The organism is Ruegeria sp. HKCCD6647-2 (assembly GCF_057221075.1).
In genome coordinates, this window is the sequence record NZ_JBWVBD010000010.1 from 40,005 (window position 1) to 59,396 (window position 19,392).

General features: G+C 58.6%; 25 protein-coding genes. 1 reads left to right on the plus strand and 24 read right to left on the minus strand.

What is annotated here, in order from left to right; all coding sequences use genetic code 11:
• From AC2TDJ_RS19695 to AC2TDJ_RS19770, 16 genes are all read right to left on the minus strand, one after another.
• A complete protein-coding gene (locus AC2TDJ_RS19695) occupies positions 1 to 1,269 on the minus strand; it encodes an amino acid ABC transporter permease (RefSeq protein WP_480844395.1) in 1,269 nt (422 codons plus the stop codon).
• A gap of 128 nt (positions 1,270 to 1,397) precedes the next feature.
• On the minus strand, positions 1,398 to 2,414 hold the full coding sequence (locus AC2TDJ_RS19700; RefSeq protein ID WP_480844396.1) for an amino acid ABC transporter substrate-binding protein: 1,017 nt from the start codon (positions 2,412 to 2,414) through the stop codon (positions 1,398 to 1,400).
• 205 nt (positions 2,415 to 2,619) lie between these two features.
• Positions 2,620 to 3,327, minus strand: coding sequence for an ATP12 family chaperone protein (locus tag AC2TDJ_RS19705; RefSeq protein ID WP_480844397.1), 708 nt, complete (start codon positions 3,325 to 3,327; stop codon positions 2,620 to 2,622).
• A gap of 1 nt (position 3,328) precedes the next feature.
• On the minus strand, positions 3,329 to 4,003 hold the full coding sequence (locus tag AC2TDJ_RS19710; protein WP_480844398.1) for an HAD-IA family hydrolase: 675 nt from the start codon (positions 4,001 to 4,003) through the stop codon (positions 3,329 to 3,331).
• Positions 4,000 to 5,043 (minus strand): RluA family pseudouridine synthase, encoded by a 1,044-nt coding sequence (locus AC2TDJ_RS19715; RefSeq protein WP_480844399.1) that lies wholly within the window; start codon positions 5,041 to 5,043, stop codon positions 4,000 to 4,002. Before AC2TDJ_RS19715 ends, AC2TDJ_RS19710 begins: the two co-directional genes overlap by 4 nt.
• 103 nt (positions 5,044 to 5,146) lie before the next feature.
• Complete coding sequence (locus AC2TDJ_RS19720; protein ID WP_480844400.1) at positions 5,147 to 6,466, minus strand: replication-associated recombination protein A; 1,320 nt, start codon at positions 6,464 to 6,466, stop codon at positions 5,147 to 5,149.
• Positions 6,467 to 6,470: 4 nt separating this feature from the next.
• On the minus strand, positions 6,471 to 7,856 hold the full coding sequence (locus AC2TDJ_RS19725) for a trypsin-like peptidase domain-containing protein (protein WP_480844401.1): 1,386 nt from the start codon (positions 7,854 to 7,856) through the stop codon (positions 6,471 to 6,473).
• A gap of 72 nt (positions 7,857 to 7,928) precedes the next feature.
• Entirely contained in the window at positions 7,929 to 8,984 is a 1,056-nt protein-coding gene (locus tag AC2TDJ_RS19730) for a TauD/TfdA family dioxygenase (RefSeq protein WP_480844402.1), read from the minus strand.
• Between the two features lie 160 nt (positions 8,985 to 9,144).
• Positions 9,145 to 9,567 carry a 50S ribosomal protein L17 gene (rplQ, locus tag AC2TDJ_RS19735; protein WP_170654553.1) on the minus strand — a complete coding sequence of 141 codons (423 nt, stop codon included), beginning with the start codon at positions 9,565 to 9,567 and terminating at the stop codon, positions 9,145 to 9,147.
• Between the two features lie 118 nt (positions 9,568 to 9,685).
• A complete protein-coding gene (locus AC2TDJ_RS19740) occupies positions 9,686 to 10,702 on the minus strand; it encodes a DNA-directed RNA polymerase subunit alpha (protein WP_480844403.1) in 1,017 nt (338 codons plus the stop codon).
• A 114-nt stretch (positions 10,703 to 10,816) separates the two neighbouring features.
• Entirely contained in the window at positions 10,817 to 11,206 is a 390-nt protein-coding gene (gene rpsK, locus AC2TDJ_RS19745; RefSeq protein ID WP_008757289.1) for a 30S ribosomal protein S11, read from the minus strand.
• Between the two features lie 15 nt (positions 11,207 to 11,221).
• Positions 11,222 to 11,590, minus strand: a complete 369-nt coding sequence (gene rpsM, locus AC2TDJ_RS19750; protein ID WP_068340723.1) for a 30S ribosomal protein S13 — start codon at positions 11,588 to 11,590, stop codon at positions 11,222 to 11,224.
• 200 nt (positions 11,591 to 11,790) lie between these two features.
• The gene (locus AC2TDJ_RS19755; protein ID WP_480844404.1) at positions 11,791 to 12,435 is read right to left on the minus strand and encodes an adenylate kinase; all 645 of its coding nucleotides are present in this window, start codon (positions 12,433 to 12,435) and stop codon (positions 11,791 to 11,793) included.
• Complete coding sequence (secY, locus tag AC2TDJ_RS19760; RefSeq protein ID WP_480844405.1) at positions 12,432 to 13,796, minus strand: preprotein translocase subunit SecY; 1,365 nt, start codon at positions 13,794 to 13,796, stop codon at positions 12,432 to 12,434. Before secY ends, AC2TDJ_RS19755 begins: the two co-directional genes overlap by 4 nt.
• 109 nt (positions 13,797 to 13,905) lie before the next feature.
• The gene (rplO, locus tag AC2TDJ_RS19765) at positions 13,906 to 14,379 is read right to left on the minus strand and encodes a 50S ribosomal protein L15 (RefSeq protein WP_480627262.1); all 474 of its coding nucleotides are present in this window, start codon (positions 14,377 to 14,379) and stop codon (positions 13,906 to 13,908) included.
• Between the two features lie 227 nt (positions 14,380 to 14,606).
• Positions 14,607 to 14,822: a DUF1127 domain-containing protein gene (locus tag AC2TDJ_RS19770; RefSeq protein ID WP_480844406.1), complete on the minus strand. Its 216-nt coding sequence runs from the start codon at positions 14,820 to 14,822 to the stop codon at positions 14,607 to 14,609.
• A gap of 312 nt (positions 14,823 to 15,134) precedes the next feature.
• Between AC2TDJ_RS19770 and AC2TDJ_RS19775 the strand changes: the two genes are divergently transcribed.
• Positions 15,135 to 15,866: a DUF1194 domain-containing protein gene (locus tag AC2TDJ_RS19775; RefSeq protein WP_480844407.1), complete on the plus strand. Its 732-nt coding sequence runs from the start codon at positions 15,135 to 15,137 to the stop codon at positions 15,864 to 15,866.
• Between the two features lie 114 nt (positions 15,867 to 15,980).
• Here AC2TDJ_RS19775 and rpmD read toward each other — a convergent pair whose 3' ends face one another.
• The 8 genes from rpmD to rplX all read right to left on the minus strand — a co-directional run bounded on the left by rpmD (position 15,981) and on the right by rplX (position 19,390).
• On the minus strand, positions 15,981 to 16,169 hold the full coding sequence (gene rpmD, locus AC2TDJ_RS19780) for a 50S ribosomal protein L30 (RefSeq protein WP_005621828.1): 189 nt from the start codon (positions 16,167 to 16,169) through the stop codon (positions 15,981 to 15,983).
• A gap of 12 nt (positions 16,170 to 16,181) precedes the next feature.
• Positions 16,182 to 16,763: a 30S ribosomal protein S5 gene (gene rpsE / locus AC2TDJ_RS19785; protein ID WP_475157803.1), complete on the minus strand. Its 582-nt coding sequence runs from the start codon at positions 16,761 to 16,763 to the stop codon at positions 16,182 to 16,184.
• A 115-nt stretch (positions 16,764 to 16,878) separates the two neighbouring features.
• Positions 16,879 to 17,238 carry a 50S ribosomal protein L18 gene (rplR, locus tag AC2TDJ_RS19790; RefSeq protein ID WP_170328769.1) on the minus strand — a complete coding sequence of 120 codons (360 nt, stop codon included), beginning with the start codon at positions 17,236 to 17,238 and terminating at the stop codon, positions 16,879 to 16,881.
• 11 nt (positions 17,239 to 17,249) lie between these two features.
• Entirely contained in the window at positions 17,250 to 17,783 is a 534-nt protein-coding gene (gene rplF, locus AC2TDJ_RS19795) for a 50S ribosomal protein L6 (RefSeq protein ID WP_480844408.1), read from the minus strand.
• 11 nt (positions 17,784 to 17,794) lie between these two features.
• A complete protein-coding gene (rpsH, locus tag AC2TDJ_RS19800) occupies positions 17,795 to 18,187 on the minus strand; it encodes a 30S ribosomal protein S8 (protein WP_068340741.1) in 393 nt (130 codons plus the stop codon).
• 13 nt (positions 18,188 to 18,200) lie between these two features.
• On the minus strand, positions 18,201 to 18,506 hold the full coding sequence (rpsN, locus tag AC2TDJ_RS19805; RefSeq protein ID WP_068340744.1) for a 30S ribosomal protein S14: 306 nt from the start codon (positions 18,504 to 18,506) through the stop codon (positions 18,201 to 18,203).
• A gap of 19 nt (positions 18,507 to 18,525) precedes the next feature.
• Complete coding sequence (gene rplE / locus AC2TDJ_RS19810; RefSeq protein ID WP_480844409.1) at positions 18,526 to 19,086, minus strand: 50S ribosomal protein L5; 561 nt, start codon at positions 19,084 to 19,086, stop codon at positions 18,526 to 18,528.
• Complete coding sequence (gene rplX, locus AC2TDJ_RS19815; protein WP_480844410.1) at positions 19,079 to 19,390, minus strand: 50S ribosomal protein L24; 312 nt, start codon at positions 19,388 to 19,390, stop codon at positions 19,079 to 19,081. The genes rplE and rplX overlap by 8 nt, the downstream gene beginning before the upstream one ends.
• Positions 19,391 to 19,392 lie beyond the last annotated feature (2 nt).

A 19,392-nucleotide genomic window follows, 5' to 3' on the forward strand; every position in this document is an offset into this window, starting at 1 on the left:
TTACCGCTCCACCAGTTTGACACGGTTGTTGTACCAGTTCATCACCGCCGAAATGCTCAGCGAGATGGACAGGTAGACCAGCATCAGCAGAAGAACGCATTCCAGCTCGCGGCCGGTCTGGTTCATGGTGATGCCGCCCAGGGTACCCGTGATGTCCATATATCCGACCGCAATCGCCAGCGACGAGTTCTTGGTCAGGTTCAGGTAGTTCGAGATCATCGGCGGAATGATCACCCGCAGCGCCTGCGGCAGGATCACCAGTCGCATGGTGCGGCCCGGGCGCAGACCCAGCGCAGATGCGGCTTCGGTCTGACCTTTGGAAATGGCCAGGATACCAGCGCGCACGATTTCCGCGATGAAGGCCGCCGTGTACAGCGACAGGGCCAGCCACAAGGCTATCAGCGAGTTGCGCATATGCGTACCGCCGCTGAAGTTGAAGCCCTTCAGTTCAGGGTATCCCAAGTGGAAGCCCAGAATAGTCAGCAGGATGAGCATCGGAACGAACAGGATGCCCAACTGGATGTACCAGATGGTCGGGCGATCACCGGTCGACTCCTGTTTGGCCGTGGCCCAGGCTGCAACCTTGCGCATGGTAAAGATGCTGCCGCCCAGCACGATTAGTACGGCGATCAAGTCCAACGAGACATCGAACCGCAGGCTGGATGTGCCAAAGAAATGAATATCGCCAAGGCTGCGCGAGAACAGGAATTCCGGAATATACACCCCGCGATTGGTGATAGCGACCGAATCGAACAGCTTCATCGTCGCCTCGGGGTCTTCGCCCCGGAAGGCCCTGGGTGCGGGCAGGCTTTCGATCAGGATGGCCATGGCCAGCACGATCCAAAGCAGAACCGGCACGTTGCGGAACATCTCGACGTAGACGGTCATGATCCGTGCGACCAGCCAGTTGTTGGACAGGCGCAGAACACCGACAAGAACACCAACGATCGTCGCCGTGATACAGCCCAGTACGGCCACAACCAACGTGTTCAGCAGGCCGATAAAGGCTGCACGCAGATGGCTGTCACGCGACGTGTATTCCAGCAGGCGCTGGTTGATGTCATAGCTCGCCGGTTCACCGAAAAAGCCGAACTCGACCGGTTTACCAAGCGCCTCAAGGTTCTGAATGGTGTTCGAAATGATCCAGGCTGCCAGAAGCATGAAACCGATCAGAGCGATGACCTGAATGGTCGCAGATCGGTACCGCGTATCGTAAAGGAGCATGGACAGCCGGAAATGCTCCTTCGGCGGGTCAGTGAGAGTCGTCATGACCTATGTATATCCCCGTGACATCCCGATTTTTTGTCGGCAGAGTTGATCACTGCTCAATCTATTCGGGAGTGTTTCTTATTGATGGAAAAAGGGCGCAGGTTGCCCTGCGCCCTTTTCCGTGGATTTTAGCGGAACGGTGGCGAGTACAGCAGACCGCCGTCGGTCCACTGAGCGTTCAGGCCACGTGCCAGACCGATCGGAGTTTCCTCACCGATGTTCTTGGCGAAGACTTCGCCATAGTTGCCACCGGCTTTGATCGCGCGGGCCGCCCATTCGGCGTCCAGACCCAGCATCTCACCCAGAGTGCCTTCGCTGCCCAGCAGGCGGTTCACTTCGGGGTTGTTGGTGCCGGCCGCCATCTCGTCGATGTTGGCCGAGGTCACGCCCAGCTCTTCAGCCGAGATCAGCGCGTTCAGAGTCCAGCGGACAACGTCGCCCCACTCGTGATCGCCATGGCGGACCAGCGGGCCCAGCGGCTCTTTCGAGATAATTTCGGGCAGCAGGACGTGATCACCGGGGTTTTCGAACGTGGCGCGGGTTGCGGCCAGGCCCGAGGCGTCGGTGGTGTAAACGTCACATGCGCCAGCCAGGTACTGCTGCTGCGCTTCGGCGTTGGTTTCGATCGGAACCGGCTCGTAGCTGATGTTGTTCGAGCGGAAGAAGTCCGCCAGGTTCAGCTCGGTTGTCGTGCCGGTCTGAATGCAGACAGTTGCGCCGTCCAGTTCCTTGGCCGAGCTTACGCCCAGCGCCTTGGGAACCATGAAGCCCTGACCGTCATAGTAGTTCACGCCAACGAATTCGAACTTCAGGTCGACGTCACGGCTGAAGGTCCAGGTGGTGTTCCGGGCCAGCATGTCGATCTCGCCCGAGGCCAGCGCGGTAAAGCGTGTCTTACCGGTGGTCGGAACGAATTCAACTGCGTTTGCATCACCCAGAACGGCTGCTGCAACAGCGCGGCATACAGCTACGTCAAAGCCCTGCCATTCGCCATTTGCGTCGGGCGCTGCAAAACCGACCAGACCGGTGGTCACACCACAGTTCAGCTTGCCGCGCGCCTTGACATCGTCCACGGTGCCCGCTGCAGCTGCGCCAGCAGCCAGGCCGGCGATCGTCGCGACGCCCAAGATTACGGATTTTTTCATTTTTACCTCTTCCTGATTTTCCATCCCTGATGGAACGGTTCGATCCGGCACTCGCGCACCGGAAAGGTTACCCAAAAGGTGTCTCCCCTTTAGTGGCCTGAGTTTGGGCGTATTCATAAACAAACGTCAAGGGCTGGATCAGGGAAATCGATGGGTCAACCGCATAGGCTGCGGTTTTCACACCCAAAATTCAGGCTTCAAAGGCTCAAACCGAGAGGTCGAAGAACCTTTTGGCGTGCAGAAAGGCAGTTTTCTTGATTTCAGCGACCGAATGCGCCTCGTCATCGTGGCCCCATTGTTCGGTCTGCCAGATTTCGTCCAGCCGAGAGAGGGTCCATATCTCCTCCGCGCTACGCCAGTCACGGGCCGCAGCGAAACCCAGGATCAACGAGCCCGACAAACTGACGAGATCGTGAAATGCGGCAAGTTGAAAGGCATTCAGGGCGTGGACACGAGAGCGCAGGGTTTGGACTGCGCCCTCTGGCTGAGGCTGGTGCAGAACTCCGGCAACAGCGAACAAACGCGCGCCGAGCGTTTCCGCGGCCCAGTCCAATGCCGGGTCCCACTGATCGGCCTGCCTCTGCTGAAGCGCCTGCGGATGCGTCGCGCGATAACACAGCAGGTCTGAATCGCCATACTCCGCCAGCATATCCGCGACTTCTGCGTGCTGTTGGCGCACCTTGTCGATGGCAGCGTTGGCAGAGCGTGTGAACGGCATTGTAGTCGGATCCACCTCTTTTTCCTGCGCGTCCCATTCGGTTGCCACAGCTTCGGCCATGGCCCGGGTCGGCAGGATCAGGGCCGCCTTGGCCGGTGTCCTGACCCTGCGTCCGTCCAGTTCGACCGTAAAGCCCCCATCGGCTTCGACCACTGCGCTGGATGTCCAGAAGCGTTTCGGTTTCCAGTCGCTCATTTTAGTGGTCCCAAAGTTCGGCCAGAGCACCTGGCAATTGTTCGAATGCGTCGATCACCTGACCTGCCTTTTGCAGGGCGGACCGGTGATGATAGCCCCAGCTGACGCCAATCCCGGCAATCCCGGCCGCCGCGGCCATTTCCATGTCATAACTGGTGTCACCAATCATGACCGCATCCGCCGTGGAAACACCGGTTTCGGACAGCGCGGTGTGGATCATCGACGGGTGTGGTTTCGACGGGTGGTGATCGGCAACCTGCCGGGTCACGAAAAACTTTTCCAACCCGTGCCCTTCTAACAGTGCATCCAAGCCGCGTTGCGATTTGCCCGTCGCGACGCCAAGCAGAAATTCGGGTGTTGCATGCAGGGCTTCGATCACTGCCCGCGCACCGGGATACAGCGGTGAACTGGTGACACCCTGTTCCAGCCGCTGCGCGTGATACGCCTGTTTGTACCCCTCGACCAACCGGGTCTGAACCTTGGCTGATTGTTCCGGGGCCAACTGCGCCATCGCCTGCGGCAGAGACAATCCGACGATCGACAGGGTCGCCTTTCGATCCGGAACCGGCAGTGACAACGCCTCAAAGCAGGCATTCATGGCCGAAACGATGCTTCCCTGACTGTCGACAAGGGTACCATCCATGTCGAACAGGATCAGCCTCAAAGGCGCGCTCATCGCAGTTCCTCGAATGGATCGTCGGTGGCCAGGTCTTCGGTCCAGCCCAGAGTGTCCCAGCTGTCCTTCATGTGCTCGGGCAAAGGTGCGGTGATACTCACGGGTTTGCGAGTCACGGGGTGTTCGAATGACAGCCGTCGCGCATGCAGGTGAAGCTTCTTGCTGATTATCCCACCGAGCTGTGCGCCCCAACCGTCGCCCAGATTCTCCTGCCCGGACCCGCCATATTTGCCATCCCCGATGATCGGATGGCCAATCGCAGCCATATGTGCCCGCAACTGGTGTGTGCGTCCGGTCACAGGCTCCATCGCAACCCAAGCAGCGCGGCCAGCGACACGATACAACGTCGCATAAAGCGTGTGCGCCCGCTTTGCGCCCGGTGTGTCGTCAACTTCGTTCATATGAATGGCAATCATCTTTTCGCCTTCACCATGCTTGCCATGCCCCGGCGCCTTGACCAGCCCGGTCTTGATCTCGCCCAGATAGGGCGTCGGCACGCCGGCAACCAAGGCCCAATAGATCTTGCGCGTATTGCGATGTCGGAAAGCCGCAGTCAGCCCCTTGGCCGCCTCTCGCGTCCGCGCCATCAGCAGCACGCCTGACGTATCCTTGTCCAACCGGTGTACCAATCGGGGGTTTTCGTCAAAACCAAACCGCAACGCTTCCGAAAGGCTGTCCACGTGGCGTGTCTGACCGCTGCCACCCTGCACCGGCAAACCGTGCGGCTTGTTCAGCGCCAGCACATGATCATCGCGGTAAATCACGCAGGACTGTATCATCTTTGCGTCCGCGTCCGAGACGCGACGTTTGACTTCAGCCGGTTTATGCTCTGCATCCGGCAGCGGCGGTACGCGCACGGATTGCCCAACTTCCAACCGGGTCGAAGCTTTGACACGCCCACCATCCACACGCAGCTCGCCCTTTCGACACATCTTTTCGATGCGGCCCTGACTGACATGCGGAAACAAGCGACGCAGCCAGCGGTCGAGCCGTTGGTCGCCGTCGCCCTCGGCCACTGTAATCATCTGCACACCGCTCATGCCATCGCCCCTTGCGCCGTGCGGCGGAACCGCCCGGATTGCGTCTGTTTCAACTCTTCTGAGAACATGCGCGTCTGTCGCCCGCATCGGTCAAAGAGTCAAGTCAGCCCTGGTTTGAAGTCCGTTGCGCCCGCAGCTTGGCAAAATAGTCCAACCGCTTTTTCAACTCGCGTTCGAAACCGCGTTCAACCGGTTGATAGAGCTCAGGTCGCTCCATGTCCTCGGGGAAATAGTTCTGGCCGGAAAAACCATCTTCGGCATCATGATCATATGCATATCCTGCACCATAGCCCTGGTCTTTCATCAACGATGTTGGCGCGTTCAGGATGTGTTTTGGTGGCGGCGCGCTGCCGGACTGCTTGGCCAGCCGCATTGCTGCCTTGTAACCCACATAGGCCCCGTTCGACTTTGGCGCCAACGCGAGATAGATGACCGCCTGCGCCAGCGCCAGTTCGCCCTCGGGCGACCCAAGCCGCTCGTATGTTTCCCACGCATGCAGGCAGATCGACTGCGCCTGCGGATCGGCAAGCCCGATATCCTCGACCGCCATTCTGGTGATGCGGCGCGCCAGAAAACGCGGATCTTCGCCACCGGTCAGCATCCGCGCGAACCAGTACAGCGCCGCGTCCGGGTCTGATCCGCGCACTGATTTGTGCAGCGCCGAGATCAGATTGTAGTGCTCGTCGCCCGATTTGTCGTATTTCGCAGCTCGCCGCATCAGGCGTATTGCCAGTGCATCAGACTCCAGCGGTTTGTCGACAGCCCAGGCCGATACCTGCTCGATCAGGTTCAGCAGCGCACGGCCATCTCCATCCGCCATTTCCTGCAGGGCCTCGCGCGCCGCGCCGGTCAGCGGCAAGGCTTTTCCCAGCTCTTTTTCGGCCCGTTGGGTCAGCCGTTCCAGATCAGCCAGGGTCAGGCGTTCCAGCACCAAGACCTGCGCACGGCTTAGAACAGCGGCGTTGAGTTCAAAAGAAGGGTTCTCGGTTGTGGCCCCCACCAAAAGGATGGTGCCATCCTCCATATGCGGCAGAAACCCATCCTGCTGGGCCTTGTTGAAACGATGGATTTCGTCGACGAACAGCAACGTCCCCTGCCCGTTCTGCCGACGAATTTTGGCTGCCTCAAAGACCTTCTTCAAATCAGGTACGCCGGTAAAAATAGCACTGATCTGTACGAAATGCAGATCGGTTTCCTGTGCCAGCAACCGCGCGATCGTGGTTTTCCCGACACCCGGCGGACCCCAGAAAACCAGGCTGGACAAGCTGCCCGACGCGAGCATCACGCCCAATGGCGCGTCAGGACCCAGCACCTGTTCCTGCCCGATGACGTCGGTCAGCGATTGCGGGCGCAACCGGTCGGCCAAAGGCCGGTGTGGCGCGGCCATCTGCGGGCTTTCGTCAGTATCGAACAGGTCGCTCATCGTGTTACAGCCGGAACCGCAGGGACACCGCCTTACCGCCCCGATCCAGATCGATCTGAACCCGGCGCCCGGGGCGGGTCAGAGCCTTTACGACATCCACGGGTCGCTCGACCACTTGACCGTTGATCGCGTTCACCACGTCGCCTGCTCTTAATCCGGCACGCGCGCCGAACGGTCCGGAATCGACCACGACAACGCCTGTCTGCGACAACACCAAACCCAGCCGGGTGATCAAAGCCGGGTTGATCCGCGCTATCACCAGCCCGGGCAGAACCGTACCATCATCCAGTTCGGTCTCTTCCGCGGGTGGTGTTTCGAGCGCCGGAATCAGAGCCACTTCGATGTCGCTCTGTGTGTCGCCGCGCAGGCGCGTCAGGAGAGACGTTCCCCCGACGCCCGCGATAGACATGCGGAATTTCATCTCGGCCGGAGAGTTCACCTCTTTCCCGTCGACATGCGTTACGACGTCGCCGACCTTCAAACCGGCTTCAGCCAACGGGCTGAGCGGGTGCAGGTCCGAAATCACAACGCCTTGTGGCAGCGACAGACCGAGAGATTCCGCGATGTCCGCGCTCATGTGCTGGCCGGCCATCCCCGCCCAAGGGCTGACGAAATGTTCGTTGCCTGCCCGCGCCTGTTGCAGATACTCGGCGACCAGATTGGCCGGAATGGCAAAGCCGATACCGTTCGATCCGCCGGAGCGGGTCAGGATCGAGGTGTTGATTCCGATCAGTTGCCCGTTCACGTCGATCAGTGCGCCACCAGAGTTCCCGGGATTGATGGCCGCATCGGTCTGGATAAAATAGCCCCGCGCATTGCCGGTTGCCGTACCGGTCCGCGCAAGCCCCGAGATAATGCCCGAAGATACCGTCTGCCCCACTCCGAACGGGTTACCAATTGCCAGGGCCAGTTCGCCAACCTCAACCTGGTCCGAGTCGCGCAACTCCAAGAACGGCAGGCCTTCGGCCTCATCCAGTCGCAGGATCGCAATATCGCTTTCCCTGTCGCCCAGAACCACTTTGGCCGAGAATTCACGGCGATCCGTAGTGACGATCCTTATTTCGGTCGCGGCGCCAACGACGTGGTAATTGGACACCACATACCCGTCTTCCGAAAGGATCACGCCCGAGCCCAACGAGTTCTGCACCCGCGGCCGTGGCGCACCAAACCCTCCGCCGAAAAAATCCTGAAAGAACGGGTCCGCAAACAACGGGTTGACCCGCCCCTGTCGTACGATCTTGGCATAGATGTTGACGACTGCCGGCGAAGCCTCTTTGACCACGGGGGCAAAGCCCAAAGAAATCTCGACCTGAGATTGCGGCACACGGGTTTCAGCCGTGGCAATCGAAGCGAAAGCGAGTGAAAGAGCGACAAGTGTCGTGCGGAACATGAACACCTCAACGTGCAAAGCTGCGTTGGATATGCGTCCACACGGAACGTAATGCAAGCATCCGATGGGTGTTCAGTCCAGCGGCGCGTGCAGGCGCGTGCCTTTGGTAATGATGCCGCCGCGATTACCCACGTCGATATTGCCGTAACGCTGCCTGAATACGTCGGGCAATTCCCTGTCCCCCTCAGGCGATAGCCACAGACGGAAGAGATGACGCCGCTCGGCCGGGTCCGGCCAGTCAACGAAGCCGGTCCGGTCGTGTAACTGCGAGTGGTTGTAGACGAACTGCATGTCGCCGGGCTGCAGACGCATACTCAGATGCAAGTCCGGATCATTTGCCAGAGCATCGAACTTGTCCAATGCAGCAACATGTTCAGGGGTAAGCCGCATGGCCTCGGGGAATCTTTGCGCGCTGTCGATGTATTGCCGCTGATAGAACACCGTCAGCTTCCCATCGTGCCAATTGAACGGAGGTATGGTCATGAAGGGTTGCATGCCTTCCGGAACTTCCCCTCTGCGGTCGGTCGCAATCGGGTCAAACAATCGCTCCAGCAATTCTGGACACTCTGCCCGCATCCGATTGTAGATCGCCTCGGCACTGACCAACAGCGAGTCCCCGCCCTCCCTGGCGTCCTTCAGGCACATCAAACCAACGATGTCGGCGCTGTCCGCGTGAAAAGTCTGGCGCTCATGGGTCTGATAGATTCGCGTGTTCGGATCACTGGCGTCGGCGCCAACGTCGCGGACATGTCCCAGAATATGTCCCTGCGCGTTCTGAGAGCGGGCCGAGCCAAGATGGGCACCCACACCGCAAAAGATCGCGGCGGCCATTTCCTGAGTGTATGTCTGCACGGGAAGGCCACGGATCACTTCGAAACCTATCCCGTCGATCAGCTTGTCGCGCAGGTCCGCAAGATGCTGGTCCAACCGTTGCAGCGGGAAATTCGCAGCTGTGATTTCACCAATGTCCTGCCCCAGGTTCAGGTAGTGCCGGGCGGCTTGCTCCAGGTCGGCGACATCTTCCGGTGTTAGATCCAGAATCCATTCGTCCTGCCGCAGCTCCATCTCGCGGCCGATCCAAACGGATGGGCCCGTCAGTTCGCCGGGTAGTTCAGAAAGTGTCACCATCCTCTTTCCTCCGCGCTTGCCTCTGAACGTGACGCGGGACGGTAAGGTTTGCATCGCTCGATGTCACCGGAAATGGGTCAAATGCGACACTTCAACAGGACCGCAAAAGAAAACCCCCGCGTCCGGGACGCGGGGGTTGAATTCCGAAAACGGCGCTTTCTTATTCGTCGTCTGCGGCCTCTTCTGCGGCAACACGGGCTTTATCAGCCGCGCCTTTGGCGTCGACGTCACGATCAACGAATTCGATGATCGCCATCGGTGCCATGTCGCCATAGCGGAAGCCGGCTTTCAGGATACGGACGTATCCACCCTGACGCTCGGCGTAGCGGGGGCCCAGAACTTCGAACAGCTTTGCGACGTCTTTGTCTTCTTTCAGCTGCGATGCGGCCTGACGGCGGGCGTGCAGGTCGCCGCGCTTGCCCAGAGTGACCAGCTTTTCGATGATCGGGCGCAGTTCTTTTGCTTTGGGCAGAGTTGTCTTGATTTGCTCATGCTCGATGAGCGAGCCAGCCATGTTCGCAAACAGCGCCTTGCGGTGCTCATGAGTGCGGTTCAGGCGGCGGTAACCACGTGCGTGACGCATTTTCTAGTTCCTTCTTTCGCGTTTTGCTTTGTCTGGCCGGCGATGCGTGTCACCGGCTCTCCTTGGGGCGGAAGTGCCCTTGTTGTCCCCGGCAGCCCGGGCATTGGTGAAGACGCGTTTAGAACGCGTCTTCGAATTTCTTCGCCAGATCTTCGATGTTGTCGGGCGGCCAATCCTCGACATCCATGCCGAGGTGCAGACCCATGCCGGACAGCACTTCCTTGATCTCGTTCAGCGACTTGCGGCCGAAGTTCGGGGTGCGCAGCATCTCGGCTTCGGTCTTCTGGATCAGGTCGCCGATATAAACGATGTTGTCGTTCTTCAGGCAGTTTGCCGAACGGACCGACAGTTCCAGCTCGTCCACTTTCTTCAGCAGTAGCGGGTTGAACTCCAGACCGTCATCCTCGTCCTGACGGCCAGCCGCCTCAGGCTCGTCGAAGTTGACGAAGATCGACAGTTGATCCTGCAGGATGCGTGCGGCAAAGGCCAGCGCGTCTTCCGGCGTGATCGAACCGTCTGTTTCGATCTTCAGCGTCAGCTTGTCATAGTCCAGAACCTGACCTTCACGGGTCGGCTGAACGTCATAGGCAACCTTTTTGACCGGCGAATAGATCGCGTCGATCGGGATCAGGCCGATCGGTGCATCTTCCGGCTTGTTCTTCTCAGCCGAGACGTAACCTTTACCGGTATTGACGGTCAGTTCCATGAACAGATCGGCGCCATCATCCAGGTGGCAGATGACGTGATCGCGGTTCAGAACCTCGATACCAGCGCTTTCGCTGATGTCACCGGCGGTGACAACGGCGGGGCCTTTGGCATTGATCGACAGGCGCTTGGGGCCTTCGACTTCCATGCGCAGCGACACGCCTTTGAGGTTCAGGATGATGTCGGTGACATCTTCACGCACGCCCGCAACCGAGGAGAACTCGTGCAGGACGTTGTCGATTTGAACGCTGGTGATGGCCGCACCTTGCAGCGAGCTCATCAGAACGCGACGCAGCGCGTTGCCCAGAGTCAGACCAAAGCCACGTTCCAGCGGCTCGGCAACCAGGGTCGCCTGACGAGCGGGATCGTTGCCCGGCTTGCCGTCAAGCTGGGTCGGTTTGATCAATTCTGCCCAATTCTTGTGGATCATGTAATCCCTCCATTCCTGTCCGCGCCCCATGACCAACAAGGTGCAGACGCCCGAGGTTCAAAATGACGTGCTGGGGCCGTGCAAAAACACAGCCCCAGCTCAATTCAAAATCGCTTAGACGCGGCGGCGCTTCGGCGGGCGGCAGCCGTTGTGAGCAATCGGAGTCACGTCGCGGATCGACGTGATGTTGAAGCCCACTGCAGCCAGCGCACGCAGAGCCGATTCACGACCCGAACCGGGGCCCTGAACTTCGACTTCCAGCGTCTTGACGCCATGTTCCTGCGCCTTCTTGCCTGCGTCTTCCGCAGCCATCTGCGCGGCATACGGAGTAGATTTCCGCGATCCCTTGAAGCCCATAGTACCGGCAGACGACCACGAGATGGCGTTGCCCTGCACGTCCGAGATCAGGATCTTGGTGTTGTTGAAGGTCGAGTTCACATGGGCGACGCCCGATGCGATGTTCTTACGCTCTTTGCGCTTAACGCGAGTCTTATCACGTGCCATCAGTCAGACCCTCCCTTATTTCTTCTTACCAGCGATGGCCTTTGCGGGGCCTTTGCGGGTACGAGCATTGGTGTGGGTACGCTGACCGCGAACCGGCAGGTTGCGGCGGTGACGCAGACCGCGGTAGCAGCCCAGGTCCATCAGGCGCTTGACGTTCATCTGAACTTCACGACGCAGGTCACCTTCGACGGTGTAGTTGGCGTCGATATGTTCACGGATGGCCAGAACTTCGGCATCCGACAGCTCATTGACGCGACGAGACGCTTCAATGCCAACGGCTTCGCAAATCGCTTTGGCCGAGGTGTTGCCGATTCCGGTGATATATGTGAGGGCGATAGGTACCCGCTTGGCAGTCGGGATGTTTACGCCGGCAATACGTGCCACGTGTCACTTTCCTTTTCGTTGCGGTTCCGTAGTTCCAGAACCTTTTTTCACAACGCCTAACCGTGGCAGTGAGGCCAGAGGGTTCAGCATTATTCGAGGTGGTCGGGGCGAACGAAACGAATCCCGCACGCAGTAGTGATTCCCATAGGGATGTGGGTCGATATGGGCTTTTGGAGGGGCCGTCAAGCCCCAACCTGAAGTCAGCCCAGAATCGCCTCGATCGAGGCGGTAACTTCCTTGATGTCTGCCAGACCATTGACCGGGCGCAGATCGCCCTTGGCATAGTAGTAGCCAATCAGCGGCGACGTCTTCTTGTAATACTCCATCAGGCGGGTGCGCAGGCTGTCCTCGTTGTCGTCGGCGCGACGGACGAAGTCATTTTCCTTGCCGCAATTGGTGCATTTGCCATCCGCTGGGATGGGCTTGGTGATGTCATTAAAGACCTCACCGCAGCCGCCGCAGGTCGAACGCGCCGTGATCCGCTGCACCAAAGCCTCATCATCCACGCGCATCTCGATCACGGTGTGCAGCGACTGGCCCAGCTTGGCCAGCAGCGCCGCCAGTGCATCGGCCTGCGCCAGTGTGCGGGGGAAGCCATCGAAGATAAATCCGGCGCCGGTTTCGGTGGTCAGTTTCTCTTCGATCAGTCCGATCACGATCTCATCCGTGACCAGCTTGCCCGCATCCATGATCGCGGCGACCTTCTTGCCCATTTCGGTGCCCGAGGTCTTGGCTTCGCGCAACATGTCACCGGTGCTGAGCTGAACCATGCCGCGTGTCTCGACCAGGTGACGCGCTTGCGTCCCCTTGCCGGCCCCCGGGGGGCCAAGAAGTATGATGTTCATCGACGAGCAGCTCCCTTTCTGCCGCGTTTCTTGCCTTTGCCGCGCAGCTGGGACTTTTCGATCAGCCCTTCATATTGATGCGCCAGCAGGTGGCTCTGAACCTGTTGGATCGTGTCCATGGTCACAGAGACGATGATCAGAACCGAGGTGCCGCCGAAATAGAACGGAATAGCAAACTGGCCCCGCAGGATTTCAGGCAGCAGACAGACCGCCGCCAAATAGGCCGAACCCAGAACCAGCACGCGGTTGACGACATATTCCAGATATTCCGAGGTCTTTTTGCCCGGACGGATGCCCGGCACAAAACCGTTCTGCTTTTTGAGGTTGTCCGCCACATCGTCGGGTTTGAACGACACGTTGAACGTGTAGAAATATGCAAAGAACACGATCATCGAGGCGAAGAACAGCAGGTACAGCGGCTGTCCGGGGCCAAAGTTGGCCAACAGCCACGACATGATCGGCCCGTTGGTGGCACCTGACGAGAAGGTCGAGATCGTCACCGGCAACAGCAGCAGCGAGCTTGCGAAGATCGCCGGGATAACGCCCGCCGGGTTCACTTTGACCGGCAGGTGGCTCGAGCCGCCTTCGTACACCTTCATACCGGCCTGACGGCGCGGATACTGGATGTGGATCTTGCGCAGGGCGCGTTCCATGAACACCACAAAGGTAATCACGGCAATGACCATCACGATCACACCAACGATGACGGCCGGGCTGATTGCACCGCTGCGCCCGCTCGCGAAGAACTGCGCCAACGCGGCCGGAACCTCGGCGATGATGCCGACGAAGATGATCAGCGAGATACCGTTACCGATGCCACGCGCGGTGATCTGTTCACCCAACCACATCAGGAACATGGTGCCGCCGACCAGCGTGATCATGGTCGAAAAGCGGAAATAGAGCCCCGGATCGGTCGCCAGATCGCCCGATTCCAGCGATACGGCCAGACCATAGGCCTGAACGGTGGCCAGCGCCACGGTGCCGAAACGAGTATATTGGTTGATCTTCTTGCGGCCCTGCTCGCCCTCTTTCTTGAGTTGCTCAAGCGCGGGAACCATCGAGGTCAGCAGCTGCACGATGATCGAGGCCGAAATATAGGGCATGATGCCGAGGGCAAAGATACCCATCCGCCCCAGCGCCCCGCCGGTGAACATCGAAACCATGCCGCCGATGCCCTGCCCCGCCTGCTCCATGAACTCGCGCAGTGCTTGCCCGTCTATCCCCGGCACCGGAATGAATGTGCCCAGACGATAGACGATCAGCAAACCCAGCGTGAACAGGATGCGGTTGCGCAGATCGGTGGCCTTGCCAAGGGCAGCCCAGCTCGTGTTGGCCGCCATTTGTTCTGCTGCTGATACCATAAATCGGTCTCTCTTATGCAAACGCCGCCCGGAACCGTTTTCCGGCTCGGACGGCGTCTTGGAAAACTCTGAAGTCTATGTAAGCGGGTCTTTGCCCGCTCACAAGCGCTTACTCTGCCGCAGCAGCTTTTGTGACTTTCAGTGAACCGCCCGCTTTTTCAACTGCCTCGACGGCAGCTTTCGATGCACCGGTGACTTCCAGGTTCACTTTGGCGCTGATTTCGCCTTTCGCCAGAACGCGGATACCGTCCAGCTTGCGACGGACCAAACCGGAGGCAACCAGTGCGTCCTCGGTGATCGCTGCCTTGGCGTCCAGCTTGCCTGCGTCAACGAATTTCTGGATCAGACCCAGGTTGATAACTGCGAATTCCTTGCGGTTCGGCTTGTTGAAGCCACGCTTGGGCAAACGCTGGTACAGCGGCATCTGGCCGCCTTCGTAGCCATTGATGGCCACACCCGAACGGGATTTCTGGCCTTTGATACCACGGCCACCCATTTTACCTTTGCCGGAACCGGGGCCACGGCCTACGCGGGTCCGTTTCGGGCTCGCGCCAGGATTGTCGCGCAATTCGTTCAGTTTCATTTCGCTTCTCCTAAGCCGGATGTGACCCCGAAGCGTGATGGGCCAACCACGGCATTTCTTGGTTTTGATTCTCGTGGACGCAATGCCACCGGAGCCCGATACAGCGTTGCGCCTTCGGTTGCAAGGATTGTTGTGTCTTCCGCCCAGCAGACCGCCAATTCGTGATCAGTCCCCCAGAATCAAGAGAGGCGCCACAGGGCGCCTCGGGGGTCGGATGCAGTGACGCTTTACACGCAATAGACGTGCTTTTGCGCGATGTCTGCGATGTCGCAGCGACGGACACCGATGTCGTCCAACTCGCGGTTGGACAGGCGCTGAAGTTCATTGTAGGTGCGGTGGTACTCGATCGCCTTTTCGCGGGTTTCCTTCACGCCTTCGATAAACTTCGCAATGCGGGCGCTCAGGTTGAAGCCGCCATGTGTCAGTGCAGTTGTATGTGCCATATCTCTATTCCTTTCTTGTACCGAGGCGTATTCCCCGGTGTTTCCTTTTGTGATCCTTTAGGGACAAGGCTCAGATAGGCGCGAAAGATAACGCTAACAATGCAGATTTCGGTCTGGCCGGTATGCGTTGAGGGAATGCCCCGGAAATCCGGACACTCGGCACCACTTACAACTTAGGTCCGCTTTGCGGACCGGAGCCGCCTTAGGGCCTCGCTCAACCATTCACCGATGACACTTCTCTACTCTTACGGTTAGATCCTCCGTTCTTGTCGGGGTTTGACGCGTGAGACCCGGCCAAGTTAAATTCCGCGAATGAAGCCGAAACACCGAATTGGCAGATACAACTGCCTAGTTGCATGGCTTGTTCTGGTTTGGTCAGTTCCCACTCCGGCACTGCCTTGCAGGCTTGCTCTGGCCTTAGCAATCGATGTTTCTGTTTCAATCGATCAATTCGACTATTCTCTTCAGAGCGATGGGCTGGCTGCTGCTCTCAGAGCGCCGGAGGTTGTTGATGCATTCCTTTCTTCGCAGTCTCCGGTTGCCGTTGCTGCGTATGAATGGAGCGGACCCTACCTGGCGCGCACGGTCCTAGATTGGACATTGATAACGAGTCGCCATGACTTAGATTTGGCCTCAGAGCGCATCGCAAATACCGTTCGTGCCTGGTCTGGTTCTACCTCAATAGGGAATGCGTTAGTGTTTGGTGCAGAACTCTTCGAGCAGGCTCCGAGCTGCGCGAGTCAAACCTTGGACCTGAGTGTTGACGGTTTGAACAACGAAGGAGTTCACCCGCATTCTTTATACAATGTTGGCATTTATGACGAAATTACCGTCAACGCGCTCGCCATAGGTGGCGAGCTGCCGTTAGGTGAGTTTGTTGAATACCTGACCCGAAATGTCATTCGTGGGCCGGGTGCGTTTGTAGAAGTAGCTTATGACCATTATGCCGTCGAAGAGGCTTTGCGTAGAAAGCTGGTGCGTGAGGTCAAGACGTTGGAGCTAAGCCGGTCGAATGCCACCAGAGCTGTAGGGAAAGCCCGGTAGTCCTAACACCTTTGGCGTTACTTTTTTGTCGCTTTGGGCTCAAAGCAGACAAATACCAAAAAAGAAAACGCCCCCGAATGATCGGAGGCGTTTCTTTGTTCGACGGAAGTGCGCTTAGCCGCGCTCTTCGACGATCTCTACCAGATGCGGGATCTTGTTGATCATGCCGCGAACCGAAGGGGTGTCTTCCAGCTCACGGGTTTTGTGCATCTTGTTCAGGCCCAGGCCGATCAGGGTTGCGCGCTGTTCGGCGGGGCGACGGATCGGGGAACCGATCTGCTTGACGACGATGGTTTTTGCCATGGGTCGCTCTCCTTATGCTTCTGCTTCAGCAGCAGGCGCTTCGGCTGCAGGGGCTTCGTCCCGCTTGGGCAGGATGTCGGCAACCTTTTTGCCACGACGCGCGGCAACCGAACGCGGGCTCTGCTCTTTCTGCAGGCCGTTGATGGTGGCACGGATCATGTTGTACGGGTTCTGCGAGCCCAGCGACTTGGACACAACGTCCTTTACGCCCAGCATTTCGAACACGGCACGCATCGGACCACCGGCGATGATACCAGTACCTTCAGGTGCGGTACGCATAACCACTTTACCGGCGCCGTGACGGCCCTCGATGTCGTGGTGCAGGGTACGACCTTCGCGCAGTTGCACGCGGATCATCTGACGCTTGGCTTGTTCGGTCGCCTTACGGATGGCTTCAGGTACTTCTTTCGCTTTACCTTTACCAAAGCCGACGCGGCCTTTCTGATCACCGACAACCACCAGAGCGGCGAAGCCAAAGCGCTTACCACCTTTTACGGTTTTCGACACGCGGTTGATTGCGACCAGACGATCTGCAAATTCCGGCGCTTCTTCACGGTCGCGGCCACGGCCCCGACGGTTTTCACGTTCTGCCATTTGGCATCCCTTTTCTCATGTGGCGCTTGTCGCGCCGTTTCTTCAATCCAAGTGAGCCCCGACTGTCGCCGAGGCCCCCGGATCATCGGGGCAGCCGCAAAGCTGCCCTCAGGTCTTAGATCTTCAGACCACCTTCACGCGCAGCGTCGGCGACAGCCTTCACTTTGCCGTGGAACAGGAAGCCACCACGATCGAAATAGGCCTCTTCGACGCCTGCCTTCTTGGCACGCTCGGCGATGGCCGCGCCCACTTTGGTGGCCGCTTCGATGTTGTTCTTGCCAACTACGCCCAGGTCTTTTTCCAGGGTCGAGGCTGCGGCCAGGGTCACGCCACGAACGTCGTCGATCAGCTGAACGCTGATGTTCTTGTTCGAACGGTGAACCGACAGGCGTACACGGCCCGCGTTGACTTTGCGAAGTTTGTTCCGAACGCGCAGGCGGCGCTTCAGAAACAGGGTTCTTTTGCTGTTTGCCATTGTTTGCGTCCTTACTTCTTCTTGCCTTCCTTGCGGAAGATGAACTCGCCCTTATAGCGGATACCCTTGCCCTTATACGGCTCGGGACGGCGCCACTCGCGGATTTTGGCCGCAGTTTCGCCCACCAGCTGCTGGTCGATTCCTTCCACAACGACTTCGGTCTGCTTCGGTGCGGTGATGGTGACACCTTCCGGAGCAACGAAATCAACATCGTGGCTGTAGCCCAGGTTCAGCTTCAGGGTGTTGCCCTGCATCTGAGCGCGGTAACCCACACCCTGGATCTCCAGTTCCTTCTTGAAGCCTTCGGTCACACCGGTCACCAGATTGGCAACCATGGTGCGGCTCATGCCCCACTGCTGACGCGCACGTTTGGACGAACCACGCGGGTCGATCTTGACCACGTTGTCCTCGACCGACAGCGTTACATCGTCAGTGGCGGTGAAGCTGCGGGTGCCTTTCGGACCTTTGACTTCGATGGTCTGACCCGACACAGAGGCGGAAACGCCGCTGGGCAGCTCGACCGGTTTTTTACCAATACGAGACATTGCAGACCTCCTTAGAAGACGGTGCAGAGCACTTCGCCGCCAACATTGTTGGAGCGAGCGTTTGCGTCCGACATCACACCTTTCGGAGTGCTGACAATCGACACGCCCAGACCCTGACGGACCTGCGGGATGTCATTGACGCCCATGTACACGCGGCGACCGGGCTTGGAAACCCGCTTCAGTTCACGAATAACAGGGGTGCCTTCGTAGTATTTCAGGCTGATTTCGATGGCCGGATGACCGTTTTCACCGGTCGTCTTTTCATAGCCACGGATGTAGCCTTCGTCCGCCAGCACGTCCAGAACCCAACCGCGCAGCTTGGAAGCCGGGGTGGAAACGGTGGACTTGCCGCGCATTTGCGCGTTGCGGATACGGGTGAGCATATCGCCGATAGGATCATTCATATCTATGTCTCCCTTACCAGCTCGATTTCACCATGCCGGGGATCTGACCAGCAGAACCCAGCTCGCGCAGCGCGATACGGCTGACCTTCAGCTTACGGTAGTAAGCGTGGGGACGACCGGTCAGCTGACAACGGTTGTGCAGACGGGTAGCCGAGCTGTTGCGCGGCAGTTTCGCCAGTTTCAGACGCGCTTTGAAGCGCTCTTCCATCGGGCGGCTCTCGTCATTCGCGATTTCTTTCAGCTCGGCACGCTTTGCGGCATATTTGGCCACCAGGCGTTCGCGCTTCTTCTCGCGTTCGATCATTGCTTTTTTAGCCATGTCTCAATCCTCCCGGCGCTTACGCGTTGAACGGCATGTTGAATGCTTTCAACAGGCTCTTCGCTTCAGCGTCGGTTTTCGCTGTGGTGGCAATTACGATATCCAGGCCCCAGACCTCGTCGACCTTGTCGAAGTCGATTTCCGGGAACACGATGTGCTCTTTCATGCCCATGGCAAAGTTGCCACGGCCATCGAACGAGGGTTTCACACCGCGGAAGTCACGAACGCGCGGCAGCGCGATGGTGATCAGACGATCCAGGAATTCGTACATCCGGTCACCGCGCAGGGTCACTTTTGCGCCCAGCGGCATGTCTTCACGGACGCGGAAACCCGCGATCGACTTCTTCGCCTTGGTTGCAACGGCCTTTTGACCGGCAATCGCAGTCAGATCCTCGACAGCAGCTTTAGCTTTCTTCGAGTCTTTGACAGCCTCAGAACCACAACCGATGTTCAGAACGATTTTTTCCAGCTTAGGAAGCTGCATGTCGTTCTTGTAGCCGAACTCTTCTTTCAGAGCGGCACGGATGGAGTCAGCGTACTGAGCTTTCAGACGCGGGGTATAGGTTGCGTTATCAAGCATCGATCACGTCCCCTGTGGTCTTGGCGAAGCGAACCTTCTTGTCACCTTCCATGCGGAAGCCGACGCGGGTTGCTTTGCCGTTCTTGTCCAGCAGAGCCAGGTTCGACAGGTCGATCGGGTTTGCCTGAGGCAGGCGACCACCTTGCGAGTTCTGCGACTGACGGGTGTGGCGGATGGCGATGTTGATGCCGTCGACAACAGCTTTACCGGCTTTCGGGTCAACCGAGGTGATGGTCCCCTCTTTGCCCTTGTCCTTGCCGGCCAGCACGACGACCTTGTCGCCTTTGCGGAGTTTAGCAGCCATGA

Coding starts and splice junctions, on each gene's coding strand:
- secY (WP_480844405.1), bottom strand. CDS start 13,796: ATGGTATCAGCAGCAGAACAAATGGCGGCCAACACGAGCTGGGCTGCC.
- rpsK (WP_008757289.1), bottom strand. CDS start 11,206: ATGGCACGTGATAAGACTCGCGTTAAGCGCAAAGAGCGTAAGAACATC.
- rplQ (WP_170654553.1), bottom strand. CDS start 9,567: ATGCGTCACGCACGTGGTTACCGCCGCCTGAACCGCACTCATGAGCAC.
- rpsN (WP_068340744.1), bottom strand. CDS start 18,506: ATGGCTAAAAAAGCAATGATCGAACGCGAGAAGAAGCGCGAACGCCTG.
- rplF (WP_480844408.1), bottom strand. CDS start 17,783: ATGTCTCGTATTGGTAAAAAACCGGTCGAGCTGCCCAGCGGCGTTTCC.
- AC2TDJ_RS19730 (WP_480844402.1), bottom strand. CDS start 8,984: ATGGTGACACTTTCTGAACTACCCGGCGAACTGACGGGCCCATCCGTT.
- rpsE (WP_475157803.1), bottom strand. CDS start 16,763: ATGGCAGAACGTGAAAACCGTCGGGGCCGTGGCCGCGACCGTGAAGAA.
- rpsH (WP_068340741.1), bottom strand. CDS start 18,187: ATGAATGATCCTATCGGCGATATGCTCACCCGTATCCGCAACGCGCAA.
- AC2TDJ_RS19755 (WP_480844404.1), bottom strand. CDS start 12,435: ATGAACATCATACTTCTTGGCCCCCCGGGGGCCGGCAAGGGGACGCAA.
- rplR (WP_170328769.1), bottom strand. CDS start 17,238: ATGGCAAACAGCAAAAGAACCCTGTTTCTGAAGCGCCGCCTGCGCGTT.
- rplO (WP_480627262.1), bottom strand. CDS start 14,379: ATGAAACTGAACGAATTGCGCGACAATCCTGGCGCGAGCCCGAAACGG.
- AC2TDJ_RS19700 (WP_480844396.1), bottom strand. CDS start 2,414: ATGAAAAAATCCGTAATCTTGGGCGTCGCGACGATCGCCGGCCTGGCT.
- rplE (WP_480844409.1), bottom strand. CDS start 19,086: ATGCTTGATAACGCAACCTATACCCCGCGTCTGAAAGCTCAGTACGCT.
- AC2TDJ_RS19710 (WP_480844398.1), bottom strand. CDS start 4,003: ATGAGCGCGCCTTTGAGGCTGATCCTGTTCGACATGGATGGTACCCTT.
- AC2TDJ_RS19720 (WP_480844400.1), bottom strand. CDS start 6,466: ATGAGCGACCTGTTCGATACTGACGAAAGCCCGCAGATGGCCGCGCCA.
- AC2TDJ_RS19770 (WP_480844406.1), bottom strand. CDS start 14,822: ATGGCACATACAACTGCACTGACACATGGCGGCTTCAACCTGAGCGCC.
- AC2TDJ_RS19725 (WP_480844401.1), bottom strand. CDS start 7,856: ATGTTCCGCACGACACTTGTCGCTCTTTCACTCGCTTTCGCTTCGATT.
- rpmD (WP_005621828.1), bottom strand. CDS start 16,169: ATGGCAAAAACCATCGTCGTCAAGCAGATCGGTTCCCCGATCCGTCGC.
- AC2TDJ_RS19705 (WP_480844397.1), bottom strand. CDS start 3,327: ATGAGCGACTGGAAACCGAAACGCTTCTGGACATCCAGCGCAGTGGTC.
- AC2TDJ_RS19740 (WP_480844403.1), bottom strand. CDS start 10,702: ATGATCCACAAGAATTGGGCAGAATTGATCAAACCGACCCAGCTTGAC.
- AC2TDJ_RS19775 (WP_480844407.1), top strand. CDS start 15,135: ATGAAGCCGAAACACCGAATTGGCAGATACAACTGCCTAGTTGCATGG.
- AC2TDJ_RS19715 (WP_480844399.1), bottom strand. CDS start 5,043: ATGAGCGGTGTGCAGATGATTACAGTGGCCGAGGGCGACGGCGACCAA.
- AC2TDJ_RS19695 (WP_480844395.1), bottom strand. CDS start 1,269: ATGACGACTCTCACTGACCCGCCGAAGGAGCATTTCCGGCTGTCCATG.
- rplX (WP_480844410.1), bottom strand. CDS start 19,390: ATGGCTGCTAAACTCCGCAAAGGCGACAAGGTCGTCGTGCTGGCCGGC.